14 protein-coding genes and 1 riboswitch are annotated in these 15,260 nt (G+C 65.1%); of the genes, 5 read left to right on the top strand and 9 right to left on the bottom strand.

From position 1 onward, the window contains the following. On the top strand, positions 1–297 hold a 297-nt coding region (locus H977_RS0120360; protein WP_029109591.1), incomplete at its 5' end, for a YaeQ family protein. Positions 298–325: 28 nt separating this feature from the next. Here H977_RS0120360 and H977_RS0120355 read toward each other — a convergent pair. From H977_RS0120355 to allB, 3 genes are all read right to left on the bottom strand, one after another. Then, a complete protein-coding gene (locus H977_RS0120355; RefSeq protein ID WP_029109590.1) occupies positions 326–1,129 on the bottom strand; it encodes a ParA family protein in 804 nt (267 codons plus the stop codon). Between the two features lie 198 nt (positions 1,130–1,327). Further along, complete coding sequence (locus tag H977_RS0120350; protein ID WP_029109589.1) at positions 1,328–2,476, bottom strand: GDSL-type esterase/lipase family protein; 1,149 nt, start codon at positions 2,474–2,476, stop codon at positions 1,328–1,330. An 81-nt stretch (positions 2,477–2,557) separates the two neighbouring features. Further along, positions 2,558–3,925: an allantoinase AllB gene (allB, locus tag H977_RS0120345; RefSeq protein WP_029109588.1), complete on the bottom strand. Its 1,368-nt coding sequence runs from the start codon at positions 3,923–3,925 to the stop codon at positions 2,558–2,560. A gap of 224 nt (positions 3,926–4,149) precedes the next feature. On the opposite strand from allB, the gene H977_RS0120340 reads away from it, so the two are divergent. Together H977_RS0120340 and H977_RS0120335 are read left to right on the top strand one after the other, a co-directional pair. Next, positions 4,150–5,655 carry an NCS1 family nucleobase:cation symporter-1 gene (locus tag H977_RS0120340; RefSeq protein WP_029109587.1) on the top strand — a complete coding sequence of 502 codons (1,506 nt, stop codon included), beginning with the start codon at positions 4,150–4,152 and terminating at the stop codon, positions 5,653–5,655. 11 nt (positions 5,656–5,666) lie between these two features. Next, positions 5,667–6,389, top strand: coding sequence for an aspartate/glutamate racemase family protein (locus H977_RS0120335; protein WP_029109586.1), 723 nt, complete (start codon positions 5,667–5,669; stop codon positions 6,387–6,389). A gap of 65 nt (positions 6,390–6,454) precedes the next feature. Here the strand turns inward: H977_RS0120335 and H977_RS0120330 are convergent, their stop codons facing one another. Then, the gene (locus H977_RS0120330; RefSeq protein ID WP_029109585.1) at positions 6,455–7,270 is read right to left on the bottom strand and encodes a bifunctional allantoicase/(S)-ureidoglycine aminohydrolase; all 816 of its coding nucleotides are present in this window, start codon (positions 7,268–7,270) and stop codon (positions 6,455–6,457) included. 8 nt (positions 7,271–7,278) lie between these two features. Then, positions 7,279–8,556 carry a DUF6986 family protein gene (locus H977_RS0120325; protein ID WP_029109584.1) on the bottom strand — a complete coding sequence of 426 codons (1,278 nt, stop codon included), beginning with the start codon at positions 8,554–8,556 and terminating at the stop codon, positions 7,279–7,281. Positions 8,557–8,734: 178 nt separating this feature from the next. On the opposite strand from H977_RS0120325, the gene H977_RS0120320 reads away from it, so the two are divergent. After that, entirely contained in the window at positions 8,735–9,496 is a 762-nt protein-coding gene (locus tag H977_RS0120320; RefSeq protein WP_029109583.1) for an IclR family transcriptional regulator, read from the top strand. Here the strand turns inward: H977_RS0120320 and H977_RS0120315 are convergent, their stop codons facing one another. Genes H977_RS0120315 through H977_RS0120300 form a run of 4 tightly spaced genes read right to left on the bottom strand, consistent with a single transcriptional unit; the run spans position 9,497 to position 13,093 of the window. Next, on the bottom strand, positions 9,497–10,291 hold the full coding sequence (locus H977_RS0120315; RefSeq protein WP_029109582.1) for an ABC transporter ATP-binding protein: 795 nt from the start codon (positions 10,289–10,291) through the stop codon (positions 9,497–9,499). Beyond that, positions 10,288–11,262, bottom strand: coding sequence for a FecCD family ABC transporter permease (locus tag H977_RS0120310; protein WP_231396018.1), 975 nt, complete (start codon positions 11,260–11,262; stop codon positions 10,288–10,290). The genes H977_RS0120315 and H977_RS0120310 overlap by 4 nt, the downstream gene beginning before the upstream one ends. Before the next feature lie 53 nt (positions 11,263–11,315). Further along, positions 11,316–12,086, bottom strand: coding sequence for a class I SAM-dependent methyltransferase (locus tag H977_RS0120305; protein WP_029109580.1), 771 nt, complete (start codon positions 12,084–12,086; stop codon positions 11,316–11,318). Beyond that, positions 12,083–13,093, bottom strand: a complete 1,011-nt coding sequence (locus H977_RS0120300; RefSeq protein ID WP_029109579.1) for an ABC transporter substrate-binding protein — start codon at positions 13,091–13,093, stop codon at positions 12,083–12,085. Before H977_RS0120300 ends, H977_RS0120305 begins: the two co-directional genes overlap by 4 nt. 81 nt (positions 13,094–13,174) lie before the next feature. Continuing rightward, positions 13,175–13,360: riboswitch (cobalamin riboswitch) on the bottom strand. A gap of 477 nt (positions 13,361–13,837) precedes the next feature. On the opposite strand from H977_RS0120300, the gene H977_RS34490 reads away from it, so the two are divergent. Further along, positions 13,838–15,196, top strand: a complete 1,359-nt coding sequence (locus H977_RS34490) for a DUF2625 family protein (protein WP_051288966.1) — start codon at positions 13,838–13,840, stop codon at positions 15,194–15,196. Positions 15,197–15,260 lie beyond the last annotated feature (64 nt).

Raw genomic sequence — 15,260 nt, 5'->3', positions numbered from 1 at the left:
GAGTGGATCAACGTCGGCCAGCCCGATGAACGCGCCTTGGGCAAGGCAGCCAGCCAGGCGGACCAGGTGCTGCTGTTCCCGTTCGCCGCCGGCGTTCCCACCTGGTGGCGCACCGTGGGACCCAAAGTAGCGAAACTGCCGAACCTGTCGGTGCTGCAGATACCGCATGCACCGGTGCAGCAACTGGCCCAGACTGTCGATCGACGGGTCTCGGCGCAGGTGATGGTGATGGAAGGTCAGGTGACGATGACCGTAGGCGGAGTCGACGTCACCTTCACGCCCGAGCCATTGCAGTGAACGCCTGACCCACCACGTTTCGCTGCCGTCACAGGTCGCTCGCGTTTCGACCCAGCAGGTCGTGTTCCAGGAAATCTCGGAAGATTCGCGCGAGATTCTTCGCTGTTGCGTCGGAGTAATCACCGAGTCGGTTTCCGAGTTGAAAGGCCTCATTGATGACGGCCCGCCGTGGCAGTTCAGCACGGACCTCGTCGCCGAATTCCGTCTCTACCCGTTCCCTGATCGACTGGTCGATGCCGTTTCTACGGTCGAAACCAGATAGAACCACACCGCACCACCTCAGTGGATGCGTTCGTTGGATGCGCTCAACTCTGTCACGGGCCTCGCGGGCTTTGCGTACAGCGTCAAGGGTCGGAGTGATCGGCGCGTACGCAACGTCACCTAGATGCATTGCCAGGGCTTCCAGAGAGCCAGTGCGGCCGCCAGTGTCGATCAGGACAACCTCATAACGGCCAAAGATGCCGGCAATGTCAAATATGGCCCGCAACAATCCCGTGTCCGATACGCCGAAGCCCGCAACACGGCCTAAGGAAGCACCCGCAGGTAGCAAATCGATTCCGGGCCATCGAGTTTCAATGATCTCCTCATCGATTCGCTTCGCTCCCTTGTCGGGATTCCCCCAAAAACTGATATCGGCATCCTCAAGCACTGAACCCAGGCCGGTCGAATGCTGCGAAACTCCGAAGTGGTTAGACAGATTTCGCTCTGGGTCTGCGTCGACTAACAACGCGGAGATCCCAGCCCGCGAGGCCTCCCCCGCCAGCATCATCTGCCATAGCGTTTTCGCTGTTCCGCCCTTACCCGAAAGCACCAGCGCCGAAACAGCTACCACTGTGAGCCTCTATGCAATGCCTGACGCACCTCGCTGCATTCCCCCATCGTGTTCGCGCTGTTGCCAGACACCGCGCGTTCTCAGCGTATATGCCGAACAGCGGATAGCCCTTCGTCACCCGGCAAGACGGAAACGGTTTCGCCACCCGAAAGGTCCACTGGTCAGTATGTGGGCTTTACCAGGAGGTCGGTGTCGCATCTACCCCAATGTCAATGCAACGAAACGTTCTGCGATGAGCCGATGGGTAGCGGCGTCCGGGTGCAGATTGTCGGGTAGCGGATGTGCCGCCTCGTCGCGAGGTCCGTACAGGTCGAGACCATCGACATAGGATAGATGCGGATCCTCGGTCTGGCGCTGCGCCACGATCTGAGTGAGCTGCTCGCGGATGCTCTCGAGCGTGAGCCGCCGTAGCGCCGCGTTCGGAATCTCCGCATCGGCCGGGTCGCCCAGCGCAATAAAGCGAATCGTTCCTGCCGCCAGCGCTTCCTCGTCGAAACTTCCCGGCCCTGGCGTAGATTCGTGAATCGGACAGTGCAGTGGGCCGATGACCATGATTGGCGTCGTTGGGTGCCCGTCACGGATGGTGTCGAGGAATCCGTGCACAGCGGGACCGAACGCGCGTTGGCGCATCAGGTCCGAATTCACCAGGTTGATACCGATCTTCACGCTGATCAGGTCGGCGGGGTGGTCACGAATTGTCCTGGCGACGAACGGATCCAGCATTGCGCTACCCGCAAAGGCCAGATTCACCAGGTCGAGGTTCGCGTGAGCGGCCGCCAACGCGGGCCACGTGGTGCTGGGAGTGGCGGCGTTGGAACCCTGACTGATCGAGCTGCCCTGGTGTACCCAGATGGGTCGGTCCGCCGGGGCGGCTGCGATCGGTGCATCCGTACGCAAGGCAATCAATTCGACTCGCTCGTAATGCGGCAGCCACAGCTCGACCGTCTTGTCCTGTGGAGCAAGCCCGTCGAAGCGAAGGGTCGCCGCCTCACCTTGCTCCATCTCCGTCGCACCCGTTGCCGGGTCGATGCGCACCAGATCACCGCCATACACCGTCGCATGCTGAACCCGCCGACCATCGACCAGCAGATCCACGGCACCGTCGGCACGCGGCGGCACGCCGGTCAACACAACGCGTGTCCGCAGCAGATCGAGCTCGATAAGTGTCGCGGTCGTGCGCACCGCGACACGCACACCGGAGGGCTGCGCTTCAGCACTCAACAGTTGCGGGTCGTCGCATCGCGCACGTGCGCTCCGCGGCAAGCGGTGCGGAAGTTGGCCGCGGCCAGTATCTTCGAGCTCTGCGAGTCCGCGAAACAACTCGATGGTTATGGGGTGCGAGATGATGACGAAGCTCCTCGAGGTCGTGCCCCAGGCTACCTGAGTTCCCAACTACGCCCCGCCCATGTGGCTTCCCGCCGCGTTGCGCTACACGCCGCCGCGGCGCAGCATCCGACCCTGTGCGGTCTGGAAGTCAATCTTCTTGCCGCGCAACCAGGTACTCGTCACGACGCCGGCGAGTGCACGTCCGTCGTACGGGCTGATCGGATTCTTGTGGTGCAGCTTGTTCACGTCGACGACTTGCGCAGAATCGGGTTCGAAGATCGCGAAATCGGCGTCGTAGCCGAGTGCAATCTTGCCCTTGTTGCTCAATCCGGCGAGTGCGGCGGGTTTGGCCGCCATCCACTCGAGCACCTGCGTGAGTTCTATCCCCCGGCGCTTGGCCTCGGTCCAGATCAACGACAGACCGAGCTGCAGCGACGCGACACCGCCCCATGCAACGCCGAAGTCGCCGTTCTCGACGTCCTTCAGGTCGACCGTCGACGGTGAGTGGTCAGAGACGATGCAGTCGATCGTGCCGTCGAGAAGCCCCTGCCACAGCAGTTCCCGATTCGACGCCTCACGGATCGGCGGACAGCACTTGAATGCGGTCGCGCCGTTCGGGATCTCCTCGGCCAGCAGAGTCAAGTAGTGCGGGCAGGTCTCGACGGTGATCTTGACGCCGTCGCGCTTCGCGGTGGCGAGCATGGGCAGTGCGTCCGAGGACGAAAGGTGCAGAATATGCGCGCGGACGCCGGTCCACCGGGCGCGCTCGATGACCTCCGCGATTGCCACGTTCTCGGCACCGCGCGGCCGCGACGCGAGGAAGCGTTCGTACTTGTTGCCCTCGGCCGAGGGCGCTCGGTCGATGGCGCGTGAGTCCTCAGCGTGGACGATCATCATGGAGTCGAAGCCGGCCAGTACGGCCATGTCCTTCTCCATCTCATCGGCATCGAGATGCGGGAACTCGTCGACGCCGGAGTGCAGCAGGAAGCATTTGAAGCCGAACACGCCATCGTCATGCAGGGCGCGCAGATCGCCGGTGTTGCCCGGAATCGCGCCGCCCCAGAAACCGACGTCGATGTGTGTCTTGCCAGAAGCGGCCGCGCGCTTGGCATTCAGTGCTTCGACGTTGACCGTCGGCGGAATCGAGTTCAGTGGCATGTCGATCAGGGTGGTCACACCGCCGGCCGCCGCTGCGCGGGTAGCCGAGTCGAACCCCTCCCACTCGGTGCGGCCCGGCTCGTTGACGTGGACGTGCGTATCGACCAAGCCGGGAATCATGACCTGCTCGTCGGTGAGTTCGACGATCTCCGCGCCGGTGAGACCGCTCCCCAGCGGCTCGATGGCGACGACGCGACCATCGCGGATACCGATCTCACGGGCGACGATTCCGGCCGTCGTCAGCGTGCGCTCGCCGCGGACCACCAGGTCGAAATCGGGTTGGTTGGACCGCTCCCCTGCGTCGGCGGTCATCGGCAGCTCTCCATGGTTAGCAGCATAATTCCTCATCGTGGAAATGACACTCCACTCGTCGAGCGACTCTGAGTGTGAGCGTGGACACAGTCAATCGCACCAAAAGCTTGACAGTCGGCGTCTGCATGCGACTTACTTACTGAAATCGTGGAATAGTACTTCCACATAATGGAATGTATGCGCCCGGCGTTGAGCGCCGGCGCACCGACCGTGACAGGCGATCCATGAGCACAGAGGCCACCGGGCTTGTCGGCGACTCCGACCGTTCCGATACGACCCCGTTCGTCGACGTGAGTCCGCATCTGTACAACGCCGATCTCGCGCCCACCAAGCGCGACGGTCGACGGTGGAGCGCGTACAACATCTTCACCCTGTGGGCCAACGATGTACACAGCCTGGGCAACTATTCGTTCGCCATCGGGTTGTTCGCTCTCGGCCTCGGCGGGTGGCAGATCCTGCTGGTGCTTGGACTCGGCGGCGCCTTCCTCTTCCTGCTGCTCAGCCTGTCCGGGTTCATGGGGGAAAAGACCGGCGTTCCGTTCCCGGTGATGAGCCGCATCTCGTTCGGCATCCGCGGCGCGCAAATCCCCGCCGTCATCCGTGGCGCGGTCGCGATCGCCTGGTTCGGCATCCAGACGTACCTCGCGTCGGTGGTGCTGCGCATCTTGATCGTCGCGCTCGCACCGTCGGCCCAGACTCTCGACTCGAACAGGTTCCTGGGGTTGTCGACACTCGGATGGATCTCGTTCGTCGCGCTGTGGGTGATCCAGGTGGTCATCGTCAGCTACGGCATGGAGATGATCCGTAAGTACGAGGCGGTCGCCGGTCCGGTCATTCTGATCACGATGGTCGCACTCGCGATCTGGATGCTCAGCAGCGCCGACTGGACCATCGCGTGGACCACGCCCGATTCGCTGACCGGCATCGACATGTGGCTGAAGATCGTCGGCGGCGCCAGCCTGTGGGTCTCGATCTACGGCACGTTCGTCCTCAACTTCTGCGACTTCACCCGCAACGCGACGTCGAAGCGGGCCATCGTGAAAGGCAACTTCTGGGGCATCCCGCTCAACATGCTGGTGTTCGGCAGCATCGTCATCACTCTTGCCGGCGCTCAGTTCCGCATCGACGGACGCATCATCGAATCGCCCGCCGACATCGTCAAGGAAGTGCCGAACACCTTGCTGCTGGTGCTCGCAGCACTCGCGCTCCTGATCCTGACCATCGCCGTGAACCTGATGGCGAACTTCGTCGCCCCGATCTACGCCCTCAACAACCTGTTCCCGAAGCACCTCAACTTCCGACGCGCAGCACTCATCTCGGCCGTCATCGGCCTGGTGATCCTGCCGTGGAACCTGTACAACTCGCCTGCCGTGATCAACTACTTCCTCGGTGGCCTCGGCGCCATACTCGGGCCGCTGTTCGGCATCATCATGGCCGACTACTGGCTGGTGCGCCGTTCCAAGATCAACGTTCCCGCCCTGTTCTCGACCGATGCGTCCGGTGAATACCACTACGCGAAGGGCATCAACGTGCGTGCCGTGGTCGCCTTGGTCATCACTGCGGTAGTGGCACTCCTGATGGCGTTCGTTCCGGCGTTCAAGGTCGTCTCGGAGTTCTCCTGGTTCATCGGTGCAGGCCTCGGTGCGATCGTGTACTTGTTGGTTGCAGACCGCCGGGGACCGTTCAACGATGTGTCCGGCGAGCCGATCGCCGTGGCGAGCACGCACTAGTAGGGACTGCCATGAGAATCCTCGTAGCCAACGTCAACACGACAGTTTCGATGACCGACGCGATCGCTGAGTCGGCGCGTGGTGTCGCGTCGCCGGGTACCGAGATCGTCGGAATCACACCGCGTTTCGGTGCGGACTCGTGCGAAGGAAACTTCGAGAGCTATCTCGCGGCCATCGCTGTCATGGACGCGATCACGTCGTACCCCGAGCCGTTCGACGCGGTGATTCAGGCCGGCTACGGCGAGCACGGCCGGGAAGGTCTGCAGGAGTTGCTCGACGTCCCGGTGGTGGACATCACCGAGGCGGCCGCGTCGACAGCGATGTATCTCGGACACAAGTACTCGGTGGTCACCACGCTCGACCGCACCGTCCCGCTGATCGAAGACCGTCTCAAACTCGCAGGCCTCGACGCACGATGCGCGTCGGTGCGGGCGTCTGGCCTTGGTGTGCTCGAACTCGAGTCGGATCCGGATCGGGCCGTCGAGGCGATCGTGCGCCAGGCGCGAGAGGCCGTCGAGAACGATCACGCCGAAGTGATCTGCCTCGGCTGTGGCGGCATGGCCGAACTCGAAGAGAAGGTGACGGCCGCGACGGGCGTCCCGATCGTCGACGGAGTGCGCTCGGCGGTGACGATCGCCGAAGGTCTTGTCCGGATGGGGCTGTCCACCTCGAAGGTGCGTACCTACGCGCCTCCGCGCGCGAAGAAGGTCATCGGCTGGCCAATCCAGCCGTAGGCCAATGCCATAGAAGAAATTGACGAGACCGGGCGCCTCAATGAGGCGCCCGGTCTCGTCGTGCGTCAGAGCATGATCTGGCGGTTGACGTCCTTGTACAGCAGGTACCGGAAGTTGGACGGCCCGCCCGCGTAGCAGGCCTGCGGGCAGAAGGCGCGCAGCGAGAGGAAGTCGCCTTCCTGAACCTCTACCCAGTCGCCGTTGAGGTGGTAGACGGCCTTGCCCTCGAGCATCAGGAGGCCGTGTTCCATCACATGGGTCTCGGCGAACGGTATGGTCGCGCCGGGTTCGAAGGTGACGATGTTGACGTGCATGTCGTACCCGAGATCCTGCGGGTCGAGCATGCGTGTCGTGCGCCATTTGCCGTCGGTCCCCGGCATGGCTGAGGGTTCGATGTCCTGCTCGTTGCCGAACTTGACCGATACCGGGTGGCCCTCGATCGCCTCATAGCGCTTGCGGATCCAGACGAACGTCGCGTCGGCGTCGCCGTTGTTGTGGGCCGACCAGTCGGTGCCTGCCGGTAGGTAGGCAAAGCCGCCCTCGGTGAGAGTCTGCGACTGGTCTGCCGCGGCGACGGTGAGTGCACCGGAGGTGACGAACAGGAAGCTCTGCACCTCGGGCTGCGGCTCGGGTCGCTGTGCCCCGCCGCCCGGTTTGACCTCGACGATCGCCTGGTAGTACGTCGTCGCACCGCCGGCGACCGGTCGGTTGATGACCCATGCGCGCGTATCGGTCCACTCCGGGAACACCGAGGTCACGATGTCCGAGAGGACGCCACGCGGGATGACCGTGTAGGCCTCGGTGACGATGGCGCGGTCGGTCAGCAGATCGGTCTGCGGGGGCAGGCCGCCGCGGGGTGTGTAGTACGACGCTTCGGTCACTGGGGGGGTCACTGGTTGCTCCTGGTTGTGCGGCCGAGCGCGATGTCGCGCACGGTGGAAGTGGGAAGATCGGCGGCACTCTCGATCTCGTCGTCGGTGAGGGCGCCGCACACGCTGCCACGATGGATCACGTTCGCGAGTGCGCGGGCGGTCGCCGGCTCGTCCATGACGGTCGAGTCGAGTCGGTGAACGTAGTTGCGCAGGCGCGTCGCGGCGGACGCGAAGGCACCGCGGTAGAACGCGTAGGTCGCCAGGTATCGAGTGACGAGTTGCGCTGGGTGCATGTCCCAGCCCTGGTAGATGCCGCGTTCCAGATGGCGCCGGACAAGGCGTGCGTGCAGCTTCCAGGCCATGGCAACGTTCGCGGGCTCGCCGACCGGGAGGATGTTGGTCGAGCCGTCGGACATGTGGACGCCCGTGCCTGCGACGGCGAGTTGCATGACGTTCTTGGCGTGGTCTGCCGCCGGATGCTCCATCGACTGGTAGGCGGCGGCGATACCGAGGGACGCCGAGTAGTCGTAGGTCCCGTAGTGCAGCGAGCTGACACGCCCCTGGCCGGCGTGGATGAACTGCGCAACGGGTGCGCGGCCGTCGGCGCCGAGGATCGCCTGCGGTGTCTCGACCTGCACTTCGAAGCGAATGCGGCCGGCCGGCAGTCCGTTCGCACGTTCGAGCGCGCTCGCGACGACGACCATCGCCTCGACCTGGTCGACGGACGTCACCTTGGGGAGGGTGAGGGTGAGACCGTCGGGCAGGCCGCCGGAGTCGACGAGTCCGCTGACGAAGATGTCGAGAGTGCGCAGTCCGCGCGCCCGGGTGCCTGCCTCGAAGCACTTGAAGCGGGTACCGACGAAAGGCGTTGAGGTGCCTGCGTCGAGCGCGATCCGCAGCGCGGCGATCGCTTGTTCGACATCGGCGTCCTCCGTCGCGTCGTCGAAAGTGCCGTAGCCGTCTTCGAAGTCGATGCGGAGGTCCTCGATCGGCTCGGCGGTCAGCTTGTTCTCGACGAGGGTTGCGAGCGTCTCGGGCGCACAGTCGGTTCCGCTGCTCACACCGACGAGTGCAGCCACCGCGTCGAGCCCGCCCGCGTCGTTCGCGGCTGCGAGCGCGGCGGTACCCCAGTCGGCGGGCAGCGTCGCCGAGTACCGGTTGCCCGGAACGTAGACGGTGTGGATCGGCTGCCTGCGGCCGTCATCACCGGGGTATTGGTTCAGCAGTTGCGCGTCGGCGGCCGAGAGGCGGCGATCGACGTCGGCCAGCACCGCCTCGTCGAGGCGTCGTGTCACAGGTGTCCCCTCCCCGGTCGCAAGTTTCCGTGACAACAGAATTCCACATTGTGGAGTTTAATGCGAGGTTCTCGGCGCATGATTGTCTCGATCTATGGCCGAATCACTTATTCCATATTGCGGAAAACATTTTGCGCATGTTGGATGGAACGACAATCGTCGACCGGGAGTGGACTGAATGACGGAGAAGTCGGGCGGCGTGCAGTCGGTGGAGCGCGCGTTCGAGTTGATGGAATTGATCGGCCGTGCCGGAGGAGAGTGCTCCTTGACGGAGTTGTCGGCAGAGTCTCCACTGCCGCCACCGACAATTCACCGTTTCCTGCGCACCTTGGTCGGCATTGGCTACGTGCGCCAACTGCCCAATCGCCGCTACGCGCTGGGGCCGAGATTGATTCGGCTCGGTGTGGTGGCGAACCGCCAGCTGGGCGCGGTCGCCGCCCCAGTGCTGCAGTCGTTGGTCGATGAACTCTCGGAGACGGCAAGTCTCGCTGTGCTCGACGGTGACATGGTGATCTACACCGGACAGGTTCTTCCTTCGAAGCTGATGGGGACGAACAGTGAGGTCGGCAAGCGCGTCGGTCTGCACACAACCGGTGTAGGCAAGGCGGTTCTGGCCGAGTTGGATGATGCACGCATTCTGAAGTTGGTTACGCAGTCTGGATTTTCCGCACCGACCGCGAACAGTGCGTCGACCCTTTCTGCGGTGTTCGCGAACGTCGAGCGCGTGCGCGTCGACGGCTATGCGGTCGACGATGAGGAGTCCGAGATCGGGGTTCGCTCCGTCGCGATGGCGGTGCCCGGCGCTCCGACGCCGATGGCGATCGGCATCTCCGGGCCCTCGGCTCACATCGGTGAGGAATTGATCGCTCGGGCTGTTCCCGCACTGAAGAGGGCGACCGGCGTGATCTCGGAAGCCCTGATCGGGGCGAGGGAGCGGTAATCATCCCCGCGGCGGGAGCAGATGAATGGACGGCCGCCCCGGGCCTGCGCCATCGACGATCACATGCGCGTCCACCCCGTAGACCGCCGAGATCAGGCTGGGGGTGAGGACCTCTGCGGGCGTTCCGGCTGCGGCCAGACGACCCGCGGTGAGCACGATGACCCGATCGCAGAAGAGGGCGGCCAGCGTGAGATCGTGCAGGGTCACGACGGCGGTCAGCGGCAGCTCGTGGATCAGGGCGAGCAGCTCGAACTGGTGGCGGATGTCGAGGTGGTTGGTCGGTTCGTCGAGCAGCAGCTCACGCGGCTCCTGGGCGAGTGCACGCGCGATCTGGACGCGCTGGGCTTCCCCGCCCGACAGCGTGCGCCAGTCGCGGTCGCGCAGCTCCGAGATGCCGGTCTGCTCCAGCGCCCGCTGCACCGCACGGTCATCGGCCTCGGTGTCGCCGGACCATATCCCCCGGTGCGGGATGCGGCCGAGCCGCACGATCTGTCCGACCGTGAGATCGACGTTGGCGCTGACCTGCTGTTCGACGACGGCGACCCGTTGTGCGACCATCCGCCGGCGATGCCCGGCCAGTGGTCGGCCGTCGAGCAGGACCGCGCCCGCGCTCGGTCGGCGCAGCCCGGCCAGCAGTCGCAGCAGCGAGGATTTCCCGGCTCCGTTGGGCCCGAGCAGACCCAGCGTCTCGCCGTCCTGCACCGTCACCGACACATCGCCGATGATGAGCGTGCCGCCCGCCGACCAGCTCACCGAATCTGCCGTGATCGAGGCAGGGGGCGATTCCCGGCTCATCGGGGCCGTCTCCGGCGCGCGAGGATCAGCGCGAACACCGGCACCCCGATCAGCGCCGTCACCACACCGACCGGCAGTTCCTGCGGCGCGAAGACGGTGCGTGCCGCGGTGTCGACCCAGACCAGAAAGACCGCGCCGGTCAGCGCGGTGACGAGCAGCAGTCTGCGGTGGGCCGGGCCGACGATCATGCGCGCAGCATGCGGCAGCACCAGGCCGACGAACCCGATCGCACCCGCTGCGCTCACCAGCACCGCGGTGAGCAGTGCCGTCGTCGCCAGTAACAACATCCGGACCCGCATGACGGCAACGCCCAGCGAAGCCGCCGCGTCGAGGCCGAACGCGAACGCATCCAGCGCGTCTGACTGTGTCCAGCAGATCACCAGGCCCAGGGCGCAGATCGCGCCGCACAACGCCACCTGATCCCAGTTCGCACCACCGAGCGAGCCGAGTAACCAGAACAGCACGCCACGGGTCTGCTGGGCGTCGGCCGAGGAGAACACCACGAACGCTGTTGCCGCTGAGAAGAGTTGCGTCCCAGCGACGCCCGCGAGCACGACACGATCCTGACCGCCGCCTGCGACCGCGGCCAGGGCGAGGACCAGCCCGAAGGCGGTCAGTGCTCCCGCGAAGGCGCCACCGGACAGACTGAGCGCACCGCCGAGACCGGTCACCACGACCAGTACGGCACCGGTCGAGGCGCCCGAGGAAATACCCAGCATGAACGGGTCTGCCAGCGGGTTGCGCATCAACGACTGCAGGATCGCCCCGCAGATCGCCAGGCCCGCGCCGCAGATCGCGGCGAGTAGCGCCCGCGGCAGCCTCAACTCCCACACGATGCCGTCTTCGATCATCGTGACTTCCCGGTCACTGTGCCAAAGGTGCTGCGCGAACACCGCATACACGTCCCGCAGGCCGAGTTCGGCGGGACCGATCGTCACCGCTGCCGCGATCGACAGCACGACACCCGCCATCCCGGTGGTCACGAGCAACACCAGCCCGGCGTTACGGAGCCCAGGCCGGGCGCTCACTTCACGCCGAGCACGACATAGTCGTCGAGCAGCTGCCATACCGTGCCGGCTTCGGCGAACCCGGCCTGGATCAACGCCGCGACATGGAAGTCGACGGCGGTCGACGGCGGCGCCGGGCGGCCGGCGTACCGCTCATCCCGCAAGGCTGCCAGCTCGGCGGCGTTCGGATGTGCCCGCGCCTGCGCCCACCACGCATCCCACGTTGGCGCACCGGACGCATGCGCGCGCTGTTGCGTCGATTCGTCATGCGCGGCGGCGAAACGTCTCAGCGCGGGCGACCGGCCGTCGAAGCGGAAGTGATCGCCGTTGAGGAGCACTCCGCCGGTGCCCAGTAGCGCGGCCGCCCCGGCGTACACCCCCAGCAGGGCGTCGGGCGCCAACCAGTGCAACGCGGTGGTGGAGACGAAAGCGTCGGGTCTGCGACCGTCGAGCACATTTTCGAGAAGTGCGGTCCAGTGGTCGGCGTCGAGGTCGGCATCGAGCACCGTGAGCCGGTCGCCGTAGGCGGGACCCAACGCCCGCGCGGCGAGGTCGAGCAGCAGCGGATCGTGATCGACCGCGACCACGTGCGCCCGGGGTATGGCCTGGAGCACTCGGGCGGTCAATGAGCCTGGGCCGCAGGCAAGGTCGACCACCAGCGGCGCCTCGCCGCAGGCGAGCTCGAGCAATTCGACCATGATGCGGAATCTGCCCTCGCGGTCGGCGATGTAGGCCGCCTGCTGCTCATCCCACGCCGCGAGCAGTGCCATGGGATCCGCGCCGCTCATTTGGCGGCCTCCGGCAGCGCGCGCAGCCCGGTCGCGATCGTCTCGACGGCGTCGACGTTGCGCAGCGACGGGTCCATCGCCGTTCCGGGTATGACGATCAATCGGCGTTCGCGTACCGCGGTCAGTTTCTTTGCGACCGGATCGGATTCGAGGAACTGGACCTTGGCGGCGGCGCTGTCGCCGTCGTCGCCGCGGGTGAGATCGGCCAGAACCAGAACGTCGGGGTCGCGGTCGAGGATGGCCTCCCACGAGATCTCGGGCCACAGCTGCCGGTTGTCGGCGAACGCGTTCTGGGCGCCGACGGCGCGGGTGATGATGCCGGGCGCACCGCAGCACCCCGCGATGTAGGGCACCTTGGTGCCGGCATACCACCACATCAGCGAGACATCGTCGGCTTTGACGCCGTCGGTCGCGTGGGCCGTGCGGGTCTTGAGTGACGAGATCAATTGCTCACCGCGTTCGGGTACGTCGAACATCTTTGCCACATCGGTGATCTCGGCGTACATGTCGTCGAAAGTCAGCGGCCGCTGCTGGAGGGCGTCCTGGCCGCCGCATTCACTGGAGGACTGGTAGGTGGGCACCCCGAGCCGCTCGAACCGGTCCCGCGGCGCGACGCCCTGGTCGGTGAACGTCCAGTCGAACGTGGCGTACACGAAGTCGGGGTTCTCTTTCAGAACACGTTCGAGCGAGGGGAAATCACGGCTCAGCACAGGCACTTTGGCGTTGTCGGCGGCAAGCTCGGGACGCACGGAATCACTCCACGATGCGCTGCCGGCCATCCGATCGGCCAGGCCGAGGGTCAGCAGCAGCTCGGTGGCGGGTTGGTTTATCGAGATTGCGCGTTGCGGCGGGGCCGGCACGTGCACGGTGCGTCCGCAGTTCTGCACCGTCACGGGATATCCGGGCTGCCCTGGGGCGGCAGCCCCGCCAACACGTGAATCTCGCACCGAGGAACCGCAGCCGGCGGTGAGCGCCGCGGCGAGTACGAGTAGGGCAACAGCGCGCATACGTTCAGACAAGGCGGTGCCTTCCGATCCGGGACCCAGGCGCGAGGTCCATCCGATGGGCGGACCTCGCGCCACGGCTCGGCGTCAAGGCCCAAGCCAGCAGGTCTTCGGACTCGGGATCATCCGGACGGAACGCCTTCCCAGCCCCGCGAGGGGGCCAGTGGCCGCTGCTCCGCCCGTCCTCCATACCGCTGCGCGTCAGTTCCGGGTTCTCGCCGGATTCCCTGACCCAATCAGGTTGGGTTCGACTGGCTCGACCGGACCATACCAGCGCAAGTAGCGATGTCGTCATCGACCTAATGATAATCATTTTCATTAAGCCATGTATCAGCACCCCTGACGGGCGGCCCTCGCAGGCATGCGGTGACATCTGCCCCCGTCGGCGTACTTGCCCCCGACCACGCAGTAACCCACAACCCCGACGTCGATCGCGCACAGCGACCAGAATATTTGCTGGGCAACGTCGAGCCATCACACACGCCTGCGAGCGTCAAGCGCTGGACCGCGGCGCGCAGCGCAGTACGTTGCCATTGAACGCTGCGCATTAGTCCGGTATACAAGGACATTTCACCGTTCTCCTGCCTGGTCAGCACTTCCGCTCACCCCGTCATCCACCTGGCAGAAGTGCCGGGAACAGTTTGTTGCCGCAACTGTATAGTGTTAACTGTCCGCTGTCGGGGTAACTTGACCGATGCGTGCCGGGCGCAAGCCCGCAGCACATCGACTCGGCAGAAGGAGCCATAGGTGGCCGAGCAACGGCGTGGGCTCGACGAATTGGACCTTGCCGAGTCGACCGTGTGGGCTCAGATCGAGCAGTGGGCTCAGCAAGGAACCAACCGTGTCCTGCCCATCACCGCCACCGAGGGCCAGGCCCAACTACTCAACTTGCAGATGACCACACTGTCCACACAAGGTGCTGTCACCTTGAACTGCGGTGGGATCCTCGCCGATCACGGCTGGCTGAAACTCTTCGGCGGGGGCACCGCTGACATGCCGGCCTTGGCCGATCTCATCAGCGGCATCGAGGGCATCGGCGGCGCGGGCTTGTGCGGCATCGACGTCCTCGGCGGAGTGTTCGCAATCAACTGGGGCGCGTTTCCCGGTGAGCACCACTTGCTTTGGTACTGGGCGCCAGATGCGCTCGACTGGGAACCCTGTGGCGACTGGAAACACGTCGACCTGTTGTATGCCGCGTTGACCGGGCAGATGGATAAGTTCTACGCCGATCTGCGCTGGCCGGGCTGGCAGGACGACGTGGCTGCTCTCGCTGTCGACCAGGGATACACCCTCACGCCCGACCCGTATACCGTTGAGGGGCGCGACAAGTCGCAGGTGCGCAAGGGTGTGGTGCCGATGGCCGAGATCTGTCGCGTCATGCAGATGTTGACCCGCCCCGGCGGCCTGTTCGCCACGACCTCACCCCGCTATCCCATGTACTGGACCAAGGGTCGCCACTACCGTCCCGACATCGACCGGTTCATCGCCCTCGACGATCTGCTCAACGTCGACAATCCCCTGTGGCCGCAGCTGCAACCGTTGATCGAAGCCGGTGCCCACCAGGTCGTCCCTGCCGACGCGGAGATCGCGAAACGACGCTTGGAATATCTCGAATACGGCGTCGACACCGGCATCGGTGCCATGGTGTATCACTGCGCCACCCTGCTCGTCGACCACGGCTGGCTGCGGCTGTACGGCTGCGGCACCAGCGACGACAACGAATCCCGCGATCTGATCGGCGGACTGGCCCGCGGTTTCATGTGGCTGGTCGGCGAAGACGTCCTCGGCGGCCTCTACGCCATCAACCTCGGCCACTTCAACAACATCGAGGTCGAGACGATGCTGCACTGGAGCCCAGCCAACGCACAGTGGCAGCCCCTGGGATTCACCTACGAACAGTTCCTCACCTGGGCACTGTCCGGAGGACTCGACACCTACTATCGCGAATCACGTTGGCCCGGCTGGGAAACCACCGTCGCGGCACTACCGCTCGACCACGGCATCATCGACCGCACACCCACGCCCATGAGTGTCATCGTCCAACGATGCACCGCCGCAGCAAACCCCGATCACCCCTACCCGATGACCTGGTCCAGCCCCGAGTAGCCCGTTGCCGGCCATCGGGGGTGCTCCAGATGGACCAGCGTTTCGGCGCAACAGGCGATCTGGG

It is taken from the genome of Mycobacterium sp. URHD0025 (assembly GCF_000426065.1).
In the GTDB taxonomy this organism is placed as follows: Bacteria; Actinomycetota; Actinomycetes; order Mycobacteriales; family Mycobacteriaceae; genus Mycobacterium.
Note: the sequence above shows the minus strand (reverse complement) of the source record. Positions and strands in the feature narration are given on the sequence as shown.